The 17,367-nt window shown below is 60.4% G+C and carries 15 protein-coding genes and 1 pseudogene; 7 read left to right on the top strand and 9 right to left on the bottom strand.

All coding sequences use genetic code 11. The annotated features are described in order from the left end of the window. The first annotated feature begins 13 nt into the window (after positions 1 to 13). Positions 14 to 1,660: a chaperonin GroEL gene (gene groL / locus CLM72_RS22650; RefSeq protein ID WP_105228278.1), complete on the top strand. Its 1,647-nt coding sequence runs from the start codon at positions 14 to 16 to the stop codon at positions 1,658 to 1,660. 943 nt (positions 1,661 to 2,603) lie between these two features. Here the strand turns inward: groL and CLM72_RS22640 are convergent. Together CLM72_RS22640 and CLM72_RS22635 are read right to left on the bottom strand one after the other, a co-directional pair. Beyond that, complete coding sequence (locus tag CLM72_RS22640) at positions 2,604 to 3,329, bottom strand: phosphatase PAP2 family protein (RefSeq protein WP_105228276.1); 726 nt, start codon at positions 3,327 to 3,329, stop codon at positions 2,604 to 2,606. 50 nt (positions 3,330 to 3,379) lie between these two features. Beyond that, a complete protein-coding gene (locus CLM72_RS22635) occupies positions 3,380 to 5,329 on the bottom strand; it encodes an LTA synthase family protein (protein ID WP_105228274.1) in 1,950 nt (649 codons plus the stop codon). A 201-nt stretch (positions 5,330 to 5,530) separates the two neighbouring features. Between CLM72_RS22635 and colR the strand changes: the two genes are divergently transcribed. From colR to CLM72_RS22610, 5 genes are all read left to right on the top strand, one after another. After that, complete coding sequence (gene colR / locus CLM72_RS22630) at positions 5,531 to 6,214, top strand: two-component system response regulator ColR (RefSeq protein WP_003208587.1); 684 nt, start codon at positions 5,531 to 5,533, stop codon at positions 6,212 to 6,214. Continuing rightward, entirely contained in the window at positions 6,204 to 7,484 is a 1,281-nt protein-coding gene (locus tag CLM72_RS22625; protein ID WP_105228272.1) for a HAMP domain-containing sensor histidine kinase, read from the top strand. Before colR ends, CLM72_RS22625 begins: the two co-directional genes overlap by 11 nt. 188 nt (positions 7,485 to 7,672) lie before the next feature. After that, on the top strand, positions 7,673 to 8,353 hold the full coding sequence (locus tag CLM72_RS22620) for a class I SAM-dependent methyltransferase (RefSeq protein WP_105228270.1): 681 nt from the start codon (positions 7,673 to 7,675) through the stop codon (positions 8,351 to 8,353). Positions 8,354 to 8,357: 4 nt separating this feature from the next. After that, positions 8,358 to 9,077 carry a lipopolysaccharide kinase InaA family protein gene (locus CLM72_RS22615; protein WP_019817333.1) on the top strand — a complete coding sequence of 240 codons (720 nt, stop codon included), beginning with the start codon at positions 8,358 to 8,360 and terminating at the stop codon, positions 9,075 to 9,077. Next, on the top strand, positions 9,074 to 9,301 hold the full coding sequence (locus CLM72_RS22610; RefSeq protein ID WP_003193932.1) for a hypothetical protein: 228 nt from the start codon (positions 9,074 to 9,076) through the stop codon (positions 9,299 to 9,301). Before CLM72_RS22615 ends, CLM72_RS22610 begins: the two co-directional genes overlap by 4 nt. 120 nt (positions 9,302 to 9,421) lie before the next feature. On the opposite strand, the gene CLM72_RS22605 is transcribed toward CLM72_RS22610, so the two are convergent. The 3 genes from CLM72_RS22605 to CLM72_RS22595 are packed head-to-tail and all read right to left on the bottom strand — an operon-like array spanning position 9,422 to position 13,057. Then, positions 9,422 to 10,519 carry a DUF1513 domain-containing protein gene (locus CLM72_RS22605; RefSeq protein WP_032902721.1) on the bottom strand — a complete coding sequence of 366 codons (1,098 nt, stop codon included), beginning with the start codon at positions 10,517 to 10,519 and terminating at the stop codon, positions 9,422 to 9,424. Positions 10,520 to 10,521: 2 nt separating this feature from the next. Continuing rightward, complete coding sequence (locus tag CLM72_RS22600; protein ID WP_105228268.1) at positions 10,522 to 11,586, bottom strand: imelysin family protein; 1,065 nt, start codon at positions 11,584 to 11,586, stop codon at positions 10,522 to 10,524. 31 nt (positions 11,587 to 11,617) lie between these two features. Then, entirely contained in the window at positions 11,618 to 13,057 is a 1,440-nt protein-coding gene (locus tag CLM72_RS22595; RefSeq protein WP_105228266.1) for a di-heme oxidoredictase family protein, read from the bottom strand. A gap of 140 nt (positions 13,058 to 13,197) precedes the next feature. On the opposite strand from CLM72_RS22595, the gene CLM72_RS22590 reads away from it, so the two are divergent. Beyond that, positions 13,198 to 13,761: an NAD(P)H nitroreductase gene (locus tag CLM72_RS22590; RefSeq protein WP_034128618.1), complete on the top strand. Its 564-nt coding sequence runs from the start codon at positions 13,198 to 13,200 to the stop codon at positions 13,759 to 13,761. 135 nt (positions 13,762 to 13,896) lie between these two features. Here CLM72_RS22590 and CLM72_RS29650 read toward each other — a convergent pair whose 3' ends face one another. The 4 genes and pseudogenes from CLM72_RS29650 to CLM72_RS22575 all read right to left on the bottom strand — a co-directional run bounded on the left by CLM72_RS29650 (position 13,897) and on the right by CLM72_RS22575 (position 17,353). Then, positions 13,897 to 14,652 (bottom strand): methyl-accepting chemotaxis protein, encoded by a 756-nt coding sequence (locus tag CLM72_RS29650; protein WP_370706227.1) that lies wholly within the window; start codon positions 14,650 to 14,652, stop codon positions 13,897 to 13,899. Positions 14,653 to 14,754: 102 nt separating this feature from the next. Then, positions 14,755 to 15,894: pseudogene (locus CLM72_RS29645) on the bottom strand (HAMP domain-containing protein); the annotation flags it as partial. Between the two features lie 279 nt (positions 15,895 to 16,173). After that, positions 16,174 to 16,575 (bottom strand): YbaN family protein, encoded by a 402-nt coding sequence (locus tag CLM72_RS22580; RefSeq protein ID WP_105228262.1) that lies wholly within the window; start codon positions 16,573 to 16,575, stop codon positions 16,174 to 16,176. Positions 16,576 to 16,744: 169 nt separating this feature from the next. After that, a complete protein-coding gene (locus CLM72_RS22575) occupies positions 16,745 to 17,353 on the bottom strand; it encodes a biliverdin-producing heme oxygenase (protein WP_105228260.1) in 609 nt (202 codons plus the stop codon). Positions 17,354 to 17,367 lie beyond the last annotated feature (14 nt).

The raw sequence follows: 17,367 nt of genomic DNA, 5'->3' as shown, positions 1-17,367 counted from the left end.
AGGAATATCGATCATGGCTGCTAAAGAAGTTCTGTTTGGCGATTCCGCCCGTAAAAAAATGCTCAAAGGCGTTAACGTCCTGGCTGACGCGGTAAAAGCGACCCTGGGCCCGAAAGGCCGTAACGTGATCATCGAGAAGAGCTTCGGCGCTCCGACCATCACCAAGGACGGCGTTTCCGTCGCCAAAGAAATCGAACTGAAAGACCGTTTCGAGAACATGGGCGCGCAGCTGGTCAAAGACGTTGCCTCCCGTGCCAACGATGACGCAGGCGACGGCACCACCACTGCTACCGTACTGGCTCAGGCGATCGTCAACGAGGGCTACAAGGCCGTTGCTGCCGGCATGAACCCTATGGACCTCAAGCGTGGCATCGACAAGGCGACCGTCGCCATCGTTGCCGAGCTGAAAAACCTGTCCAAGCCATGCGCCGACACCAAGGCCATCGCTCAGGTAGGCACCATCTCCGCCAACTCCGACAGTTCCATCGGTGACATCATTGCCGAAGCCATGGAAAAAGTCGGTAAAGAAGGCGTGATCACCGTTGAAGAAGGCTCGGGCCTGGAAAACGAACTGTCGGTTGTAGAAGGCATGCAGTTCGACCGTGGCTACCTGTCTCCTTACTTCGTCAACAAGCCAGAGACCATGGTTGCCGAGCTGGACAACCCGCTGATCCTGCTGGTCGACAAGAAGATCTCCAACATCCGCGAAATGCTGCCAGTACTGGAAGCCGTTGCCAAAGCCGGCCGCCCATTGCTGATCGTTTCCGAAGACGTTGAAGGCGAAGCCCTGGCGACTCTGGTAGTGAACAACATGCGTGGCATCGTCAAGGTTGCAGCCGTCAAGGCTCCAGGCTTCGGCGACCGTCGCAAGGCCATGCTGCAGGACATCGCCGTATTGACCGGCGGTACCGTTATCTCCGAAGAGATCGGCCTGAGCCTGGAAAGCGCCACCCTGGAAAACCTGGGTAGCGCCAAGCGCGTGACCATCTCCAAGGAAAACACCATCATCGTTGACGGTGCTGGCGTTGAAGGCGACATCGAGTCCCGTATCGCACAGATCCGTGCACAGGTTGCCGAAACTTCCTCGGATTACGACCGTGAAAAACTGCAAGAACGCCTGGCCAAGCTGTCCGGCGGCGTTGCAGTGATCAAGGTTGGCGCTGGTTCCGAAGTTGAAATGAAAGAGAAGAAGGCCCGCGTTGAAGACGCCCTGCACGCAACCCGTGCAGCCGTTGAAGAAGGCGTGGTACCTGGCGGTGGCGTTGCGCTGATTCGTGCTCTGGAAGCGCTGACTAACCTGACCGGCGAAAACGCCGACCAGAACGTCGGTATCGCTGTGCTGCGTCGTGCTGTTGAAGCACCGCTGCGCCAGATCGCTGCCAACTCCGGCGACGAGCCAAGCGTTGTGGTCAACGAAGTCAAGAACGGCAAAGGTAACTACGGTTACAACGCTGCGACTGGCGTCTACGGCGACATGATCGAAATGGGCATCCTGGACCCTACCAAGGTGACTCGTTCCGCGCTGCAGGCAGCAGCCTCCATCGGTGGCCTGATCCTGACCACTGAAGCCGCAATCGCTGACGAGCCGAAGGCCGAAGGCGCAGCTGGCGGCGGTATGCCAGATATGGGCGGCATGGGTGGCATGGGCGGCATGATGTAAGCCAGCCTTACCCGGCACTATAAAAAGCCCCGTCTGCAGTGATGCAGGCGGGGCTTTTTTATGAGCGGCTGTATCTACCCGACGGCGGCCTGACAGCCACGCTTATCTAACTGATGCGCCGCGGTCAAAATGTGGGAGCTGGCTTGCCTGCGAAGACGGCCTGCCAGCCTGCAGGAATGTTGGATCAGGGCGAGTTCATATCCGTTATTTAGGCAACGGCTATCTAGGGGTCTGCCCTGACAGCGGCTAACCCTGCATCCTGTAGGGTTACCCACGAATTCAAGCCTGTGTTCGGCCAGCGTGGTTATCGGGGTTGTGGTTGCCGTCGACCGCTACAAAGTTGTGTCGATACTTATGGCCAATCGCAGCATAGGTATCTACACAACTTCGGCACGACGCTAAATCTGTGGCGAGGGAGCTTGCTCCCGTGACGGCCTGGCAGCCGACACAGATATAACTGATGCCCCGCGATCCAATGTGGGAGCTGGCTTGCCTGCGAAGACGGCCTGACAGTCAACACAGTTGGACCGTGTAGATATCCATTCCTGCGGTAACGGCCACTTAGGGTTCCGCCCTGACGGCGGCTCACTTTCGAAAAGCCGGAATGCCGGCCCAGACAAAAGTAAGCAAAGCGCTCTTGCCCCACCACTCGGCACCTCGCTTAGGCTCGGTGTGCCCGTAATCCGCCAGTGATTTGGGGGGCCGCCGCCACGCGCCATCCATGGCGCGGGGCGGCTAAACCGGCATCCCTGCCGGTTTACCCCCCAAATCCCTGTCGAATTCCGGCCAGCGTGGTTTAACGGGGCGCCTAAGATCAAAAGCAGATCAAGATCAAGAGCAGCTCGCTTCGCATCGTGGTTACCGTTGAGCTAACAGAGTTATGTAGATACCTATGCCAATCGCAGGCAAGCCAGCTCCCACATTGGATCTTCGTTGCATTCGCTTAACTGATCGGCATTACGGCTTGCCGTGAAGGCCGGTACAGCAACAAGCAATACAGCCCCAGGCAGATCAGCCAGCAAAAGATCGCTGTCCACACATTGTGGGAAAAGAAATGCGCCCCTTGCAGCATACGGCTGACTGAAAACACGCTGCCCAGGCTGACGGCAAAGATGAACGCGTAGCGCGCCAGCCGCGGCCGTCGATCCCGCAGGGCAAAGAACCAGGCGAACAAGGCGAACCCGGTGGCGGCATGTCCGCCGGGCCAGCAACGGCCGGGTTTATCGGTAGGTGGGCGCGGGCTGAGCAGTTCACTGTAGGTTTCCTGGCCGCCGAATTCCTTGAGGCTCCAGGGGCATTGCACGGCGGTGATGGTTTTCAATGGCGACACGAACGCCGTCGCCATTCCCAGCGACAGCACCAGGCACACCAGTTCACGGCGGTACGGCTTGAGTCGCTGCAGGATGAAGCTGCCGACCAGGCCCAGAATCGCCAGCACCGAAAACAGGATCACCAGTTGCTTGGCACGGTCATGCAGGATGTCTTCAAGGAAGAAGCTATAGCGGCCAATAAAGCCGCCAGCCTCCGCGCTGTAGAAATGCCTGGCCAGGTCCATGTCCAGTGACGTTAGCTCCAGTAACAGCATGGCCACTGCAGCGCTGGCAGGCAGGCCCAGGCACAGCCAAAAATCAAGCGGTTTGGAAACCGGTAAAGAGGAGGGGGATTTCATCTCGAACCTTGGTAAAAAAGCCCCACGCTCACCTGCGCGGGGCTTTTTGATTAGCGTTTGCTTAAGACTGGAGCCTCTTCCTTGGGCGCTTTCCAGCTCAGCAGTTGCTGTTTGTAGTCATAACTGGCGGCCTGGTAGTAGGTGACCGCCCGTTGAATCAAGGGGTCATCGCTACCGACGCGCAGCTCCTGGCTCTCGCCCAGGGCCTGGTCGTGGCGACGCAAGCCTTGGCGCGGGCTGAGGATTGCCAGGTCCTTGCCATCAAACAGACCCAGGTGCTGGTAATTGCCCACCACCACCCGTGGAGGTAATGGGTTGTCTTGCAGCAGGTTGCGGCCAAAGAATGTCGATTCGTAGCTCAGGTTGAGCAGGCCCAACAAGGTTGGCGCCAGGTCGATCTGGCTGGCCAGTTGGGCGGACTCCCGTGCGTCGATCAGCTTGGGCGCGTAGATAAACAGCGGGATCTGGTAGTTGGTGATAGGCAGGTCTTCCTTGCCCGCGCTGCCGGCGGTGTGGTCGGCGACGAACACGAAGATCGTGTTATCGAACCACGGCTTCTGGCGCGCTGCCTCAAGGAACTGGCCGATGGCGTAGTCGGTGTATTTCACCGCGCCGTCGCGGCCCTTGCCGGACTTGATGTCGATACGCCCGTCCGGGTAGGTGTAGGGACGATGGTTGGAGGTGGTCATCAGTTGCAGCAAGAACGGCTGTTGCTTGGCGTAGTCGGCGTCAGCCAGTTTCAAGGTCTGTTTGAACAGGTCTTCGTCGGCCATGCCCCAGGCGTTTTTGAACGAGATATCTGACTCGGGCACGCTGCTCTGGTCCACCACCCGATAGCCGTTGCCGCTGAAGAACGCGTTCATATTGTCGAAGTAACCGCGCCCGCCATAGACAAACACGCTGTCATAACCGATGGCCGAGAGCTGTTGCCCCAAGCTGGCGAACCCGCTTTCGCGGCCGATGCGTTTGACGATCGAACGCCCCGGCGTCGGCGGGACTGCCAGGGTAATGGCTTCCAGGCCGCGGTCGGTGCGCGTACCGGTGGCGTAGAAGTTATTGAAGTACAGGCTCTGTTGGCGCAACGCATCCAGATTGGGCGTGAGGTTGCGCGCATCGCCATTGCTGCCCATGTACTTGGCGCTGAAGCTTTCGATGGTCACCAGTACGATGTTGGGCTTGCGCAGTGTGCCGGGGTTGGCGATGGCACGGCGAATATCCAGCGGGTCCTGGTCGACAAAGCGGGCGTTGGGTTCACTCAGTTCGGCTCGCAACTGCTTGGCGACGACGTCGGTCGGCAGGCTTTTATAGAACTGGGTGTAGTCCAGTTCGTTGTTACGGAACGCGGCAAAGAACTGATAGGGGCCGTTGCTGGCCAATTCGTTGTTGTACGCGTTGCCGCCTTGGGTGCGCGGGCTGTCCTGGCTGACCAGTTGCAGGCTGAGGCCGGCGAGCACCAGCAGGCCCAGGGCGTTGATCACACGGCCACGCAGTGGAGGCAATGGCGCTGCCATCGCGGCATTGAAGGGTTTGCGCAGAGCCACGCTCAGAATCAGCGCCAGCATTGCCAGCAGGCTCAGCAGCTTGCCGATCGGGTAAGACTCCAGCAGGTTGTTCAGTACCTCATCGGAGTACACCAGGTAATCGACGGCAATGAAGTTGAAGCGCACGCCAAACTCATCCCAGAACAACCATTCGGCCACCGAGGTGAACAGCATGGCGAACAGGCTGACGGTCAGCACCGCTTGCAGGAACCAGCGATGGCCACGGCGGCGCCACAGGGCTGGCGGGCAGAGCAGCAAATACAGGCCAAGCGGCAAGGCTGCATAGGCGAGGAAGGCCAGGTCGTAGAGCACACCCACGCCAAACACCGGCAGCAGGTTGCCGCCGACTTCATCCAGGTGAGTGATGAGCAGCACACTGCGGGTGAGCAGGAAAACCACTAACCAGGCACCGGTGATCAACAGCAAATAACGCATTGGCGCGGTTTTGAAAAAACCCATGTCTATGTTCCTTAGATCAATGGGGGGCGATCTTCTTCCTGAGGCTGTAGTCAGTTTGTGAAGCTATAGTGAAAAACTTGTTTGGCTCTAAAAACAGTTGAAAAGCTTTATCGGCGGGGCTCTGCGCTCTATCCCTGAGCCCCGCTTGGCCTTAAGCTGCGCGAGCCAACACGGCCGTTACCGCGTACGGAGACACTGCCCATGCGAATTCTATTGGTTGAAGACAACCGCGATATCCTCGCCAACCTGGCCGATTACCTGGGGCTCAAAGGCTACACAGTGGACTGTGCGCAGGACGGTTTGTCGGGCCTGCACTTGGCAGCCACCGAGCATTACGACCTGATCGTGCTCGACATCATGTTGCCCGGCATCGATGGCTACACTCTGTGCAAACGCCTGCGCGAAGACGCGCGCCGCGACACACCGGTGATCATGCTTACCGCTCGCGACCAACTGGACGACCGGCTGCAGGGCTTCAAGTCCGGCGCCGATGACTACCTGCTCAAACCCTTCGCCTTGTCGGAACTGGCTGCGCGTATCGAAGCGGTGTTGCGCCGTGCCCAGGGCGGCGGGCGTCGGGCCCTGCAAGTGGGTGACCTGAACTACGACCTCGATACGCTGGAAGTCACCCGCGAAGGGCGCTTGCTCAAGCTCAACCCCGTGGGCCTGAAACTGCTCGCCGTGCTGATGCAGAAAAGCCCGCACGTTCTGCGCCGGGAAATTCTCGAAGAAGCCCTGTGGGGCGACGATTGCCCGGACAGCGACAGCCTGCGCAGCCACGTTCATCAATTGCGCCAAGTGATCGACAAGCCCTTCGCCAAACCGCTACTGCAAACGGTGCACGGTGTGGGTTATCGCCTGGCCGAGGGTCGTGATGGAGTTTAAGCAAAGCCTTGCCCAACGCATCATCATCGCCTTCGCCTTGATGAGTGCGTTGGTGGCGGGGGCCTTCGCCATCGGCATCATCGCGACGGTGCACCTGGTGGAGGAGAAATTGATCTCGGCTGGCCTGGGCGGTGACCTGCAGCGCCTGTTGCTGATGGACAGCGTTGAAGACTGGAGCCACCGACCAGAGCCGGACCAGCTGTTCTATTTCAGCGGCGGGCGTGGCGATTTTGAACTGCCCAAGGATCTGCGCCATCTGGACCCGGGGTTCCATGAGGTGTTTCGCGAGGCGCTGTCGTACCACGCCATGGTTGAAGTAGTCGATGGCCGGCGTTATGTGTTGCTGCAAGACCAGAGTGATTTCGAAGAGCGTGAGCGTGTGCTGTTTGCGGTGGTGCTGGTGGGGTTCGTACTCAGCCTGGCGCTGGCGGCGTTCCTCGGCTGGGTGCTGGCACGCAAGGTGATGGCGCCAGTGGTGCGCCTGGCCCGCCAGGTCCGTCATCGTGACCAACTGTTGGGCCTGGCACCGCCCTTGGCGCCGGATTACGCCGCCGATGAAGTGGGCGAGCTGGCGGTGGCGTTCGACGCTACCCTGGGGCGTTTACGCCAGGCGCTGTCACGTGAGCAATTGTTTACCAGCGATGTGAGCCATGAGTTGCGCACGCCCTTGATGGTCCTGGCCAGCTCCTGCGAACTGTTGCGCGAAAACCCAGCCATCGATCAGCGCGGTCGCAACCAGGTAGAGCGCATTGCCCGTGCCTGTGAAGAAATGCGCGAGCTGGTGCAAACCTTCCTGATGCTGGCCCGCGCCAAACACGACGACGCCGCCAGTTCGCCCCAAGGCAACCTCACCCAGGTGGCCGAAGACCTGCTCGGTATCTGGCGCGAGCCCATCGAGAAAAAAGGCCTGACGTTGATCTACCTGCCAGGCAACCCGCTGGACACCTGCTACAACACCACCTTCTTGCATGCGGTGATGGGCAACCTGCTGCGCAACGCACTGCATTACACCGAGCAAGGGTTTATCCGCCTGACCCTGGAGCTCAGTGGTTTCACGGTGGAGGACTCCGGTGTCGGCATCCCCGAAGAGAAGCGCGAAGCGATGTTCGAGCCGTTCGTGCGCGGTAGCGAGAAGCGTGGCGAGGGCCTTGGCCTCGGCCTGTCACTGGTGCAGCGGATCTGCGAAAGCCAGGGCTGGAGCGTAAGCCTGAGCACCATGGAGCCCAATGGCTGCCGTTTTCATGTGGAGCTCAACCCAGTCAAAACCTGACCTTTCAGTCTGTCGCTTTGCGGATGCAGACTGCCTGCTTTTCGGCGAAGATGGCCCGGTGCTACTGATTGTTTCTGTAAAGTCTTGAAATGTATGCAATTGGACAGGACAAGATTTTCACAACGAGTTGACCTGTTGATCACAGTTCGTTGCTTAAGGTCGTAGGCATCAGTTACTGGAGACGTAAGATGCCTTCCCCGATCAAGCTGGAATTTTCTGACAAGTACGACGATCAACACGCGCAGAAATATTTGCTCAAGCATCAGGACAATCTGGCTCGCCGGTTGTCCCACAAACGCGACGAGCAGTTGGCGCGCGGTGCGCTGGCCATGGCCGGCGAGCCGGGGCTGGTGTTGGACCTGCCGTGTGGTGCTGGACGTTTCTGGCCGTTGCTGGCCGAAAAACCCAACCGTGTGATTATCGGAGCTGACAATTCGGCGTCGATGTTGAAGATCGCCACCGCTGCCCAACCGGCAGAGGTGGTGAAACGGGTACGCCCTTTGCAGACGTCTGCCTTTGATATCGATTTGCCAGATAACTCCGTCGACAGTATTTTTTGTATGCGCTTGATGCACCACATCGGTGAGCCAGAGCACAGGCTGACAATACTGCGCGAGTTTCAACGTGTTACCCGCGACAGCGTGATTATTTCGCTGTGGGTAGACGGCAATTTCAAGGCCTGGAAGCGCAAGCGCAGCGAAGTGCGTCGTCGCAAAAAAGGTGAGCAAGACGGTTACCAAAACCGGTTTGTGTTACCGGCTGCTACTGTCGAGGCAGAATTCGAGCAGGCCGGTTTCCGTGTTCAGGAATCCCTGGACTTCATACCGCTCTACGCCATGTGGCGAGTGTATGTATTGCGCAAGAGGTAACAGGATGGCAGTTGAGTGCGTAGTAGGCAGTCATGTAGCTCCCGAAGAACGATTTGATTTTTTCTGGCGTCAGCAAGGTGAATGGGTGGAAGAACCCAACCGCCGACGTGGTGGTGAAAGTGGCGTGCAACGGGTCATAAGTCCTAACGGCCGTTTGCTCTATTGCAAGCGCCAGACCGGCCACATTTACCGCAGCTGGCTGCACCCCTTTGGACGTCCGACCGTGCTGCGTGAACGCGATGCCCTCAAAGGCCTGCGTTTGCTGGATGTGCGTGTGCCGGAACTGGTGTTTTGCGAAGCACGTCGCGACCCGGAGCACCAATGGAAAGCCCTGTTGGTCACCGCGTCCCTGGACGGTTTCGACGAGATTGAAAACTGGTACGCCGCCGGTGGCCGCGAACAGTATGGCGAGGCGGTCCACGAGCGCCTGCTGCAAGAGTTGGCCGGCACCTTGGCCCGTATGCACAAAGGCCGCTGGCAACACGGTTGCCTGTATATCAAGCACATTTTCGTGCGGGTTACCGGTGAGCCTGATGCGGCGACTGTGGAAGTGGCCTTGCTGGACTTTGAGAAATGCCGCCAGCGCCTGACCGCTTATCGGGCCGCGTCCCACGACATGCTGCAATTGCGTCGCCATTCGTCGTGGAATGATACCGACTGGAAAAAACTCAGCTACTTTTACGAGACGGCGTTTGGCAGCGCTATCAAGGGTTTAACCAGATGAAGCTAGAAATAGCACGAGGTTTGTTTCTGGTCGGGGCATTGGGTGTTGCAGCCCTGGCCCTGGCGGTATGGGAACAACCTCGTACACAAGTGTTGAGTGCGGTAGACGGTGGCGGGCAATGCCTGCTGCCACGCATTGCCAAGACGAGTGTGGCGGCCAAGCCCGACCATGAATTGCTGTTATTCATGTTCGGCATGTCTCAAGCGATGAGGCCGCAAAGTTGAAACGATTGACCTTGTGGGAGCGGGCTTGCTCGCGAAGGGGCAGTGTCAGTCACTGAAGGTGTCGACTGATCCACCGCCTTCGCGGGCAAGCCCGCTCCCACATTTTGATGTCGTCGGTCTTTAGACCAAGTGCAGGTGGTTATCCCAGAACCCCGCCGGTAACTCCAGTGGTGTGGCCAGTAACTTTTCCTGGCGGCAGTCATAGAAGCGGCAACGGCCCTGGCCGGATGTCACCACAAACCCATCCGCCACCGCACCCACCCCCGCACAGTCAGGCAAGGGCCCATCCAGGCGCAGTTCGGCGGTGTCCATGTCCCAGATAAAAAAGCGATTGCCACGAGGTGCTGTCAACGCCACCAGGCGCAGTTCGCTGTGCACCGCCACGCTGGCGGTGTAATGTCCCATCGCCTGCAACTGTTCGTCAGCCACCGGGAACGCCACGAACGGCTGCCCCGGTCGCTTGATCGCCAGCAACTCGGAACGCTCTTGGGACGGGCCCATGAACTGTTGCCCGGTGAGGATGGTGCCATCGCTGGCGATGCCCATGTGCCGCACGCTGTTCATCTGCTGGGCCAGGGTTTCCTTGCTGATCAGGCTGCCGTCGCGCCGCATCAGCACCAGGCTCGGCTCCATGGCATTGAGGTTCATCTCTACCCGGCTTTCGGCTTCGGTACGAATGCCACCGTTGGCCACGATCAGCGTCTCGCCGTCGGGCATCCACGAGACTTGATGCGGGCCGATGCCGTGGGTAGATATCTCGCCGCTGTGCACCAGCCGCTCACCTTCAAACTTATACACACCCAACAGGCCGCGGCCAGGGTCGGAGGTGTCGTTCTCGGTGGCGTACAGCCAGTCACCGCTCTTGTGGATCACCGCATGGCCATAGAAATGGCGGTTGGCGTTGGAAGTGATGGTTTGCAGCAGTCTGCCATCGCGCAGGTCGATCAGGTAACTCTCGGTGCCTGGTCGACGGGCGACGAACAACGCAATCGGCAACGTCGGGTGGTTGATGATGTCATGGCAGCGCTGGCCGACCTGGGTTGCAAATACCGGCTTGCCGTCCAGGCGATAGCCGACAGCGTAGTGCTTGCCGTCGGCATCATCGCGCGCCGACAGCAGCAGCGGGCCTTTGTCTTTGTGCTTGAACAGCGTCCAGCCACCCAAAGTGATAGCGCTGAGCAGCACGCTGCCCACCGCCAAAGCCTGTCGCCTGAGCATCATCAGTCACCGTCGTTGGCGTTAAAGCCCAGTTGTACGCCCAGCGCCTTGGCCAGTTCACCTTCATGCAGGCGGTGGACTACGTTGAGGCTGTCATAGATGTCGTTGAGTTGCTGGCGCCCGGCGGCGTCGTTCAACAATTCGTTGAGGGTGCGCTGGTTGCTGGCGAACAGTTTCAGCGACGCTGCGTAGGCGGCGTCGATTTTCTCGGCCAGGGGCTTCTGGTCCGCCGGCAGCAGGCCCCGCAGGCCTTTGTTATCGACGCCTACCCACACGGTCTGAGCCGCGGCGAGGCTGGCTTCCAGGCTCTGCAGGGACGACTGGCTGCGCCAGGCATCGGCCTGGAACGGTTGCGGGATGCCCTTGGTCTGGCGGCCCATTGGGGTGCCGAGTTTTTTCTTCAGGGTGTCCAGGGCGGTCACTTGCACGCGCAGCAGGTCGGCGATGGCTTCGTGGGAATCAGCGTAGCGCTGGTTCGGAAACTTGGTCATCTGCGCGAGCATGCCGTCGGTGCTGTTCCAGCTGGCCAGGATCTCTTCGGCCAGGACTTTCTGGCGCTCGCCGATAGCCATCAGCAACGGGCAATAGCGGGCTTTCTGGGCCTCGTCGGCGACGTCGGGCTTGGCGTCGTAGAGGATGTATTCGTAGGCCGACAGGCCCTGCACCACCACGCTGGATTTCGCCAGGGCCGCGGCGTCGATCTGCGGCTGGGCACTGACCAGTTGCTCGACCTGGCGGCCGACCAGGTTCTTCTTGTCTGGCCAGAACTGCACCTGCCACGCCCGGTTGCCTTCGGCCAGCGGGCCGATCAGCAGCGGTTGCAACTCGGCCCAGGCTTTTTGTGCGTGCAGGAAGTCAGCGCGGGCGGTGTCCAGGCTTTCCTTGCCTTGGCAGTAGGCCAGGGCGCTGACGGCCAACTGACGGTCGGCCTCAACCCAGCGGCTGTAGGTCGGCAGGATCACTTGCTTGGCGATGGCTGCCGAGGTCACTGCTTGCGGGTCTTGGGGCGAGCAGGCACCCAAGGCCAGGGCGGCGAGGCTGGTGAACAACAACTTGGGACGAAACATGTCGAGCTCCCTTCTGTAAGTGGGGCAAAGCTTATAAAGAATTCAGGAACGCCAGCAACGCGGCACGCTGCTCGGCATTGAACGACAACACATGTTGCTGCGCCGCTTGAGCTTCACCGCCATGCCACAGCACGGCTTCAAGCAGGTTGCGGGCGCGGCCGTCATGCAGGAACTGGGTGTGGCCACTCACGGTTTGCGTCAGGCCGATACCCCACAGCGGCGGGGTGCGCCAGTCGCGGCCGGTGGCTTTGAATTCGCTACGGTTGTCGGCCAGGCCTTCGCCCATATCGTGCAGCAGCAGGTCGCTGTAAGGGCGGATCAACTGGTTGGCCAGTTCAGGTTCGGCGGCATTGGCGGCGGTGGTGAAGCTGGGCTTGTGACAGCCTTGGCAACCGGCCTGGTAGAACAGGTTCTTGCCGGCCAGCACTTGCGGCGTATCAACGTCCCTGCGTGCGGGCACCGCGAGGTTGCGGGTGTAGAACAGCACCAGGCGCAGAATGTTATCGCTGACTTCCGGTTCACCCTGCGGGCCATTGCCGTTGGGCGCCTGCTTGCAGGCCACTTGGGCGTCGGTGCAGTCATCGAAGGGTCTCAGGGACGTGGTGAGGCCCATATCACCAGAAAACGCGTGAACGTTTTGTTGATTGAGGTTGGGCTGCCCGGCTTTCCAGCCAAAACGCCCGAGGACAGTTTTGGCCTGAGCGTCATCCCAGACCCAATTGGCGCGGCCCACGATGGCCTCTTTGTCGGCGGTCTTGGGGTCGGTGTTGCGCAGGATATCGGCATCGCTGATCGCTTCGAGCAGGCCCAGGCCGATCATCGGCGGGGCGATACGCGCCGAGAAGCGTGTGTCGGGGTGCATCGGGCCGTAGCCGAGTTGGGTGATCTGCAGGTCGGGCTTGCGTAATTCAACGAGCGTGCCGTCCTTGAACCTGACGTTGACCGGTGTGTAGTCGACCCGCACTTTGCCTTCCGGCGCAACGCCGGGCACGGCCATGTCCTGGAGTTGCCCGCCGTAGACCGGCTCGGGTACCACGCCGATCTGTTCGATGAGCTTGGCGTAGGCGGGCTGCTCTGTAATAGAGGGATGGATGGACAGGCGCACCAGCATCGACACGGCATTGGGTGCGTCGGGCAGTGGCGGGTGGCCACGGCCATCCTTGATATGGCAGTTCTGGCAGGCGTTGGTATTGAACAGCGGGCCCAGGCCATCGCGCGCCGTGGTGGTGGACGGCGCAATCACCCACGGGTTGCGAAAGAAACTGTTGCCGACGCTGAAGTCCAGGCGCCGCGTCGGCGCCAGGTTGGCCGAGGGCAGGGAAAAGGCGTTCTGGTCGCGCTTGGTTACCGTCGCCGCGCCACCGGCCCGCGATTCACCCGGCTCTGCTTTCGTGAAGCGAGGGGCGTCATCGCAAGCAGTCAGGCTTAAAGCCATCAACGCTGCAGGCAGGTACAAAAGCGCACGGAACATCGAGATTCCTGGACGAGGGCAGAAAATTAAGGCGCAAAGTCTAACAGGGCAGGGCAGATTGAATAAGAGCAATTATCGTTTGGTGGCATCCCGATTCTTTCCCGCTAGAATGACTGCACATTTTTTTATGGAGGTGGCCAATGCAGGCTCTCGACGCTTTGCTCAACCGTGTTTCCGTGCCCCGTTTGCTCGACCCGGCACCGACCCAGGAGCAGCGCGACCTGCTGTTCGCCGCCGCCATGCGCGCGCCCGACCACGGTCAACTGCGCCCGTGGCGTTTCCTTACCGTGGAAGGCTGCGCCCGTGAACAGATGGGCACGCTGTTGGCCGAAGCGGCTCGCCTGCAGGATGCCGACGCACCGCAAGCCGCCATCGACAAGGCCCAGAACGGTCCGCTGCGTGCGCCGCTGGTGGTGGTGGTGATTGCACGTGTGCAAGAGCATTTCAAAGTGCCCAAGTCCGAGCAATTGCTGGCCGCCGCCTGTGCGGCCCACGGCATTCTGCTGGCGGCGTACGCCCAGGGTATTGGTGCGGTGTGGCGTACCGGCGAATTGTCCTACTCAGCCCATGTCGCTAAAGGCCTGGGGTTGGCGGCGAATGAAGAAGTGATTGGCTTTCTCTACCTGGGCACGCCGCAGAACCCGCCGCGTACGGCGCCGAAGGAAGACCTGACGCCGTTCGTCCAGGCCTGGCCCGGCCGGTAATTCACCACTGTTCTGCTCTATGTGGGAGCTGGCTTGCCTGCGATGGCATCGACTCGGTTTCACAGATACACCGAGTTGTCAGCATCGCGGGCAAGCCCGGCTCCCACCCAGATGTTTAGTGTTTTCAGAACCGAGTCAGACCCTGAACTGATCCATCAACTTCATCTGCTGGCTGGCCAGCGCATTGAGCTGGCTGCTGATCGCCGCCGACTCGGTGGCCTGACCCGTGAGGGTTTCAGTCACGGTGCGAATCGCCGAGACGTTGCGGTTGACCTCTTCGGCCACCGCGCTCTGCTGTTCGGCCGCGCTGGCGATTTGCAGGTTCATGTCGCTGATCACCGTGACCGCGTCGCTGATCTTGCCCAGGGCTTGCACAGCTTGATGGATCTGCCCGGCATTGCTCTGCGCCTGGTGCTGGCTGGAGTGCATGGTCGCCACGACGCCACGGGTGCCGCTCTGGATACGCTCGATCACCAGGCGGATTTCTTCCACCGAGTCCTGGGTGCGTTTGGCCAGGTTGCGCACCTCGTCGGCCACCACCGCAAAACCACGTCCGCTTTCCCCGGCGCGTGCCGCTTCAATCGCCGCATTCAACGCCAGCAGGTTGGTCTGTTCGGCAATGCTGCGGATCACCTCCAGCACTGAACCGATTTGCTCGCTGTTGACCGCCAGGGCTTCGACTTCGCCCACGGCTTTGCTGACTTCGTCGGCCAGGGTGGTGATATCGCGGGTGCTCTGCTCAATGATCGACATGCCTTCGCGGGCCGACTGGTCGGCACCGCGTGCCGCGCTGGCGGCATTGGAGGCGCTGTTGGCCACGTCGTGGGCGGTGGCGCTCATTTCGTTCGACGCGGTGGCGACCTGGTCGATTTCACGGAACTGCACCTGCATGCCTTCGCTGGTCTGGCGCGCAATGGCGGACGACTGATCGGCCGTCCCACGAGCTTCGGTGATGCTTTGCTTGATCTGTGCAATGGTCGGCTGCAGCTTGTCGAGGAAGCGGTTGAACCAGTTCACCAGCTCGCCCAGTTCGTCTTTCTTGGCGTAGGCCAGGCGCTGGGTGAGGTCGCCGTCACCGCTGGCGATGTCCTTGAGCATGGCGGCCACGCTATTGATAGGGCGGGTCACGCCAGTAGCGGTCAGCCAGATCAACAGCAAGCCCAGCAGGCCAGCGGCGGCGGCCACCAGCAGGGCTTTGAGCGTGCCCGTTGCCTGGGCCTCGTCGAGTACGGCTTGCAGTTTTTCGTTGTCGGCCAGCATCACCGCTTTGGGCAGATTGATCACCACACCCCAGGATTTGGCACCGGCAATCGGCTTGAGGGGGTACACCGCACGAATGGTGTCGTCCTGCTCACGGATCACCGGGCGATCATTGGCCAGCAGTTGCACGATCTCCTTGCCTTCGGCGCCGAGGCTGTCGATCAGGTTCTTGCCGACTTTGGCTGGTTCACCGCTGTAGGCGGCGATCAGGCCGGTGCTGGACAGAATCTCCAGGTGGGCGGCGCCGTTGAACAGGTCTTTCTGCGCTGCATCGGTGGTCGCTTGCAGGGCGGTGAGGGCGATGTCCACGCCGACCACACCGATGACTTTGCCGTCGACGATCAGCGGCAGGGAAATGGTGGTCATCAGTACCGGTTTGCCGGCCACCGTGTCTTCGTACGGGTCCAGCAGGCACGTACTGCGGGTGTCCCGTGGGCAGGTGTACCAGATGTTGTAGGGCGTGCCGCTGAGGTTGAGGGTGGTCTTGGTCAGGTCATCTTCGACCATGATGGTGTTCTGGCCTTCGCCGCCAGCACGACTCCAGTAGCTGGAAAACCGGCCTTTTTCATTGGAAACGCGTGCCTTGTCGTCGATGAATTCGCTGTCCTTGCCATCCAGTCCGTTGGGTTCGAACGACAACCAGATGCCCAGCACTTTGGTGTTGCGCTCGAACGCGGTTTTGACGCTGCGGTTGAGCTCTTCACGCAGGGCCCCGGCTTCAAGGGCGCGTTGGGTGCCCAACTGACGCAGGTCTTTGATTTGGTCGGCCAGGGCTGTGACCACCAGCAGGTTTTCGCCGAAGGTCTGCTGCAAGTGGCCGGCCTGTTCGGCCGCTTTGGATTGCAGCAACTGCTCCACGCTGGCGGTGAGCATTCGTGAGCTTGAATCACTGACCAGCCGATCGTTCTGGTTGGTGTTGTAGATATTGATGCCGACCACCAGTGCAATCACACCCAGCAGACACAGGCCGGACAGCAACACGATTTTCAAGCGGATGGAGAGGGTGTCGAACATAGGTTCACTCACGAATGGACTTGTTGGAATGCACGCAAACGCGCCAAGTCCATTCGGCGTCATGCCTGAAACATCGGCGTCACAAATCAATTCATGAGGAACAGGCGATGAGCGGTAGGAAAACGCCTACAACCAGCCTCAGATGGGCCGTGCGAGCTGCTCGGGGCGGGACCAGATCCACAGGTTGCCCAGGCTCATCCCGGCAATCGCCAGGTACACCGGCCAGCCGTGATCGAGCATCACCAGCATCAGCACGGCGCACAGCAACATGCTCACGGTGGCGCTGACCTTGGCGCGACGGGCGATGATCTTGCCATTGCGCCAGTTGGACAGGATCGGCCCGAACAGGCGGTGGTTTTCCAACCAGGCGCTGAGGCGCGGCGAGCTTTTGGTGGCGGCCCAGGCGGCGAGCAGGATGAATTCGGTGGTGGGCAACCCCGGTATGACAATCGCCACCAAGCCGATCCCCAGGCTGACGTAGGCCAGCAGGCCAAAGAGGACTTGGGCGATTTTGGAGGAGGATTGGGGTTTTCCGGTCATGCTGCAGTTTTCTGGTGGGTAGGTTTACACATTATCAGCCATGAAATGCACCCAAGTGTGGGAGCTGGCTTGCCTGCGATAGCGGTGTATCAGGTTAAACATCTGGCGCTGACCCACCGCCATCGCAGGCAAGCCAGCTCCCACATTGAACCGCTGTCTACCAGAACACTTACGCCAGTTCTGGGGCGCTAGCGTACGCCTGTTCCAGCAACACGGTGAAGCGCACAAACGCATCGATCGCGCCTTTTTCCACGGCAGCCTCTTCTTCGGCGCTGAACTGCAGGCCGTCGAGGGTGCGGGTGAAGCGCTTCCAGCCCTCGGCGCGACCGCCGGCCGGCTCGCCCAGGTGGCGCGCACCGAAGGTTTCGCTCAGGCCCAGGCCCACGGCGCGCTTGATCAGGAACGCAGCGCCCAGCTTGGAGCCTTCGGAGACGAACAGCCAGCCCAAAGCTTCGGCTTTGCTGGGGTTGTTCACCGCGCCGGCAACCGGGGCCGGGGTTTCGGTGTCCAGGTCTGCCAGGTCGAGCTTGGCGGCTTCGGCGCGGCAGCGGGCGGCCATGTCAGGGATGATCTGGTTCAGCTCGGCATCGTTATACAGGGCCACCAGTTCCGATTGGAACAGGTACTGGGCCACCACAAAACGGGCGAAGTTGGCTTGGGTTTCGAACGGCGCGTGAGCCTTCACCAATGCGTCGAGCTTGGTGTGCGGCTCGTTGGTGATCTGGTTCAGGCGTTGGGAGCGCAGGCTTGGGCGTTCTGCGGTGGAAGAAGCGGTCATGAAAAAAATCCTTG

Source organism: Pseudomonas sp. MYb193, assembly GCF_002966775.1.
GTDB lineage: Bacteria > Pseudomonadota > Gammaproteobacteria > Pseudomonadales > Pseudomonadaceae > Aquipseudomonas > Aquipseudomonas paracarnis.
This window is presented reverse-complemented; position numbering and strand designations above follow the sequence as displayed.

Excerpts from the sequence above, each read along its gene's own strand:
- groL (WP_105228278.1), top strand. The coding sequence starts at position 14 with ATGGCTGCTAAAGAAGTTCTGTTTGGCGATTCCGCCCGTAAAAAAATG.
- CLM72_RS22640 (WP_105228276.1), bottom strand. The coding sequence starts at position 3,329 with ATGAAATCCCCCTCCTCTTTACCGGTTTCCAAACCGCTTGATTTTTGG.
- CLM72_RS22635 (WP_105228274.1), bottom strand. The coding sequence starts at position 5,329 with ATGGGTTTTTTCAAAACCGCGCCAATGCGTTATTTGCTGTTGATCACC.
- colR (WP_003208587.1), top strand. The coding sequence starts at position 5,531 with ATGCGAATTCTATTGGTTGAAGACAACCGCGATATCCTCGCCAACCTG.
- CLM72_RS22625 (WP_105228272.1), top strand. The coding sequence starts at position 6,204 with ATGGAGTTTAAGCAAAGCCTTGCCCAACGCATCATCATCGCCTTCGCC.
- CLM72_RS22620 (WP_105228270.1), top strand. The coding sequence starts at position 7,673 with ATGCCTTCCCCGATCAAGCTGGAATTTTCTGACAAGTACGACGATCAA.
- CLM72_RS22615 (WP_019817333.1), top strand. The coding sequence starts at position 8,358 with ATGGCAGTTGAGTGCGTAGTAGGCAGTCATGTAGCTCCCGAAGAACGA.
- CLM72_RS22610 (WP_003193932.1), top strand. The coding sequence starts at position 9,074 with ATGAAGCTAGAAATAGCACGAGGTTTGTTTCTGGTCGGGGCATTGGGT.
- CLM72_RS22605 (WP_032902721.1), bottom strand. The coding sequence starts at position 10,519 with ATGCTCAGGCGACAGGCTTTGGCGGTGGGCAGCGTGCTGCTCAGCGCT.
- CLM72_RS22600 (WP_105228268.1), bottom strand. The coding sequence starts at position 11,586 with ATGTTTCGTCCCAAGTTGTTGTTCACCAGCCTCGCCGCCCTGGCCTTG.
- CLM72_RS22595 (WP_105228266.1), bottom strand. The coding sequence starts at position 13,057 with ATGTTCCGTGCGCTTTTGTACCTGCCTGCAGCGTTGATGGCTTTAAGC.
- CLM72_RS22590 (WP_034128618.1), top strand. The coding sequence starts at position 13,198 with ATGCAGGCTCTCGACGCTTTGCTCAACCGTGTTTCCGTGCCCCGTTTG.
- CLM72_RS29650 (WP_370706227.1), bottom strand. The coding sequence starts at position 14,652 with ATGCAGGTGCAGTTCCGTGAAATCGACCAGGTCGCCACCGCGTCGAAC.
- CLM72_RS22580 (WP_105228262.1), bottom strand. The coding sequence starts at position 16,575 with ATGACCGGAAAACCCCAATCCTCCTCCAAAATCGCCCAAGTCCTCTTT.
- CLM72_RS22575 (WP_105228260.1), bottom strand. The coding sequence starts at position 17,353 with ATGACCGCTTCTTCCACCGCAGAACGCCCAAGCCTGCGCTCCCAACGC.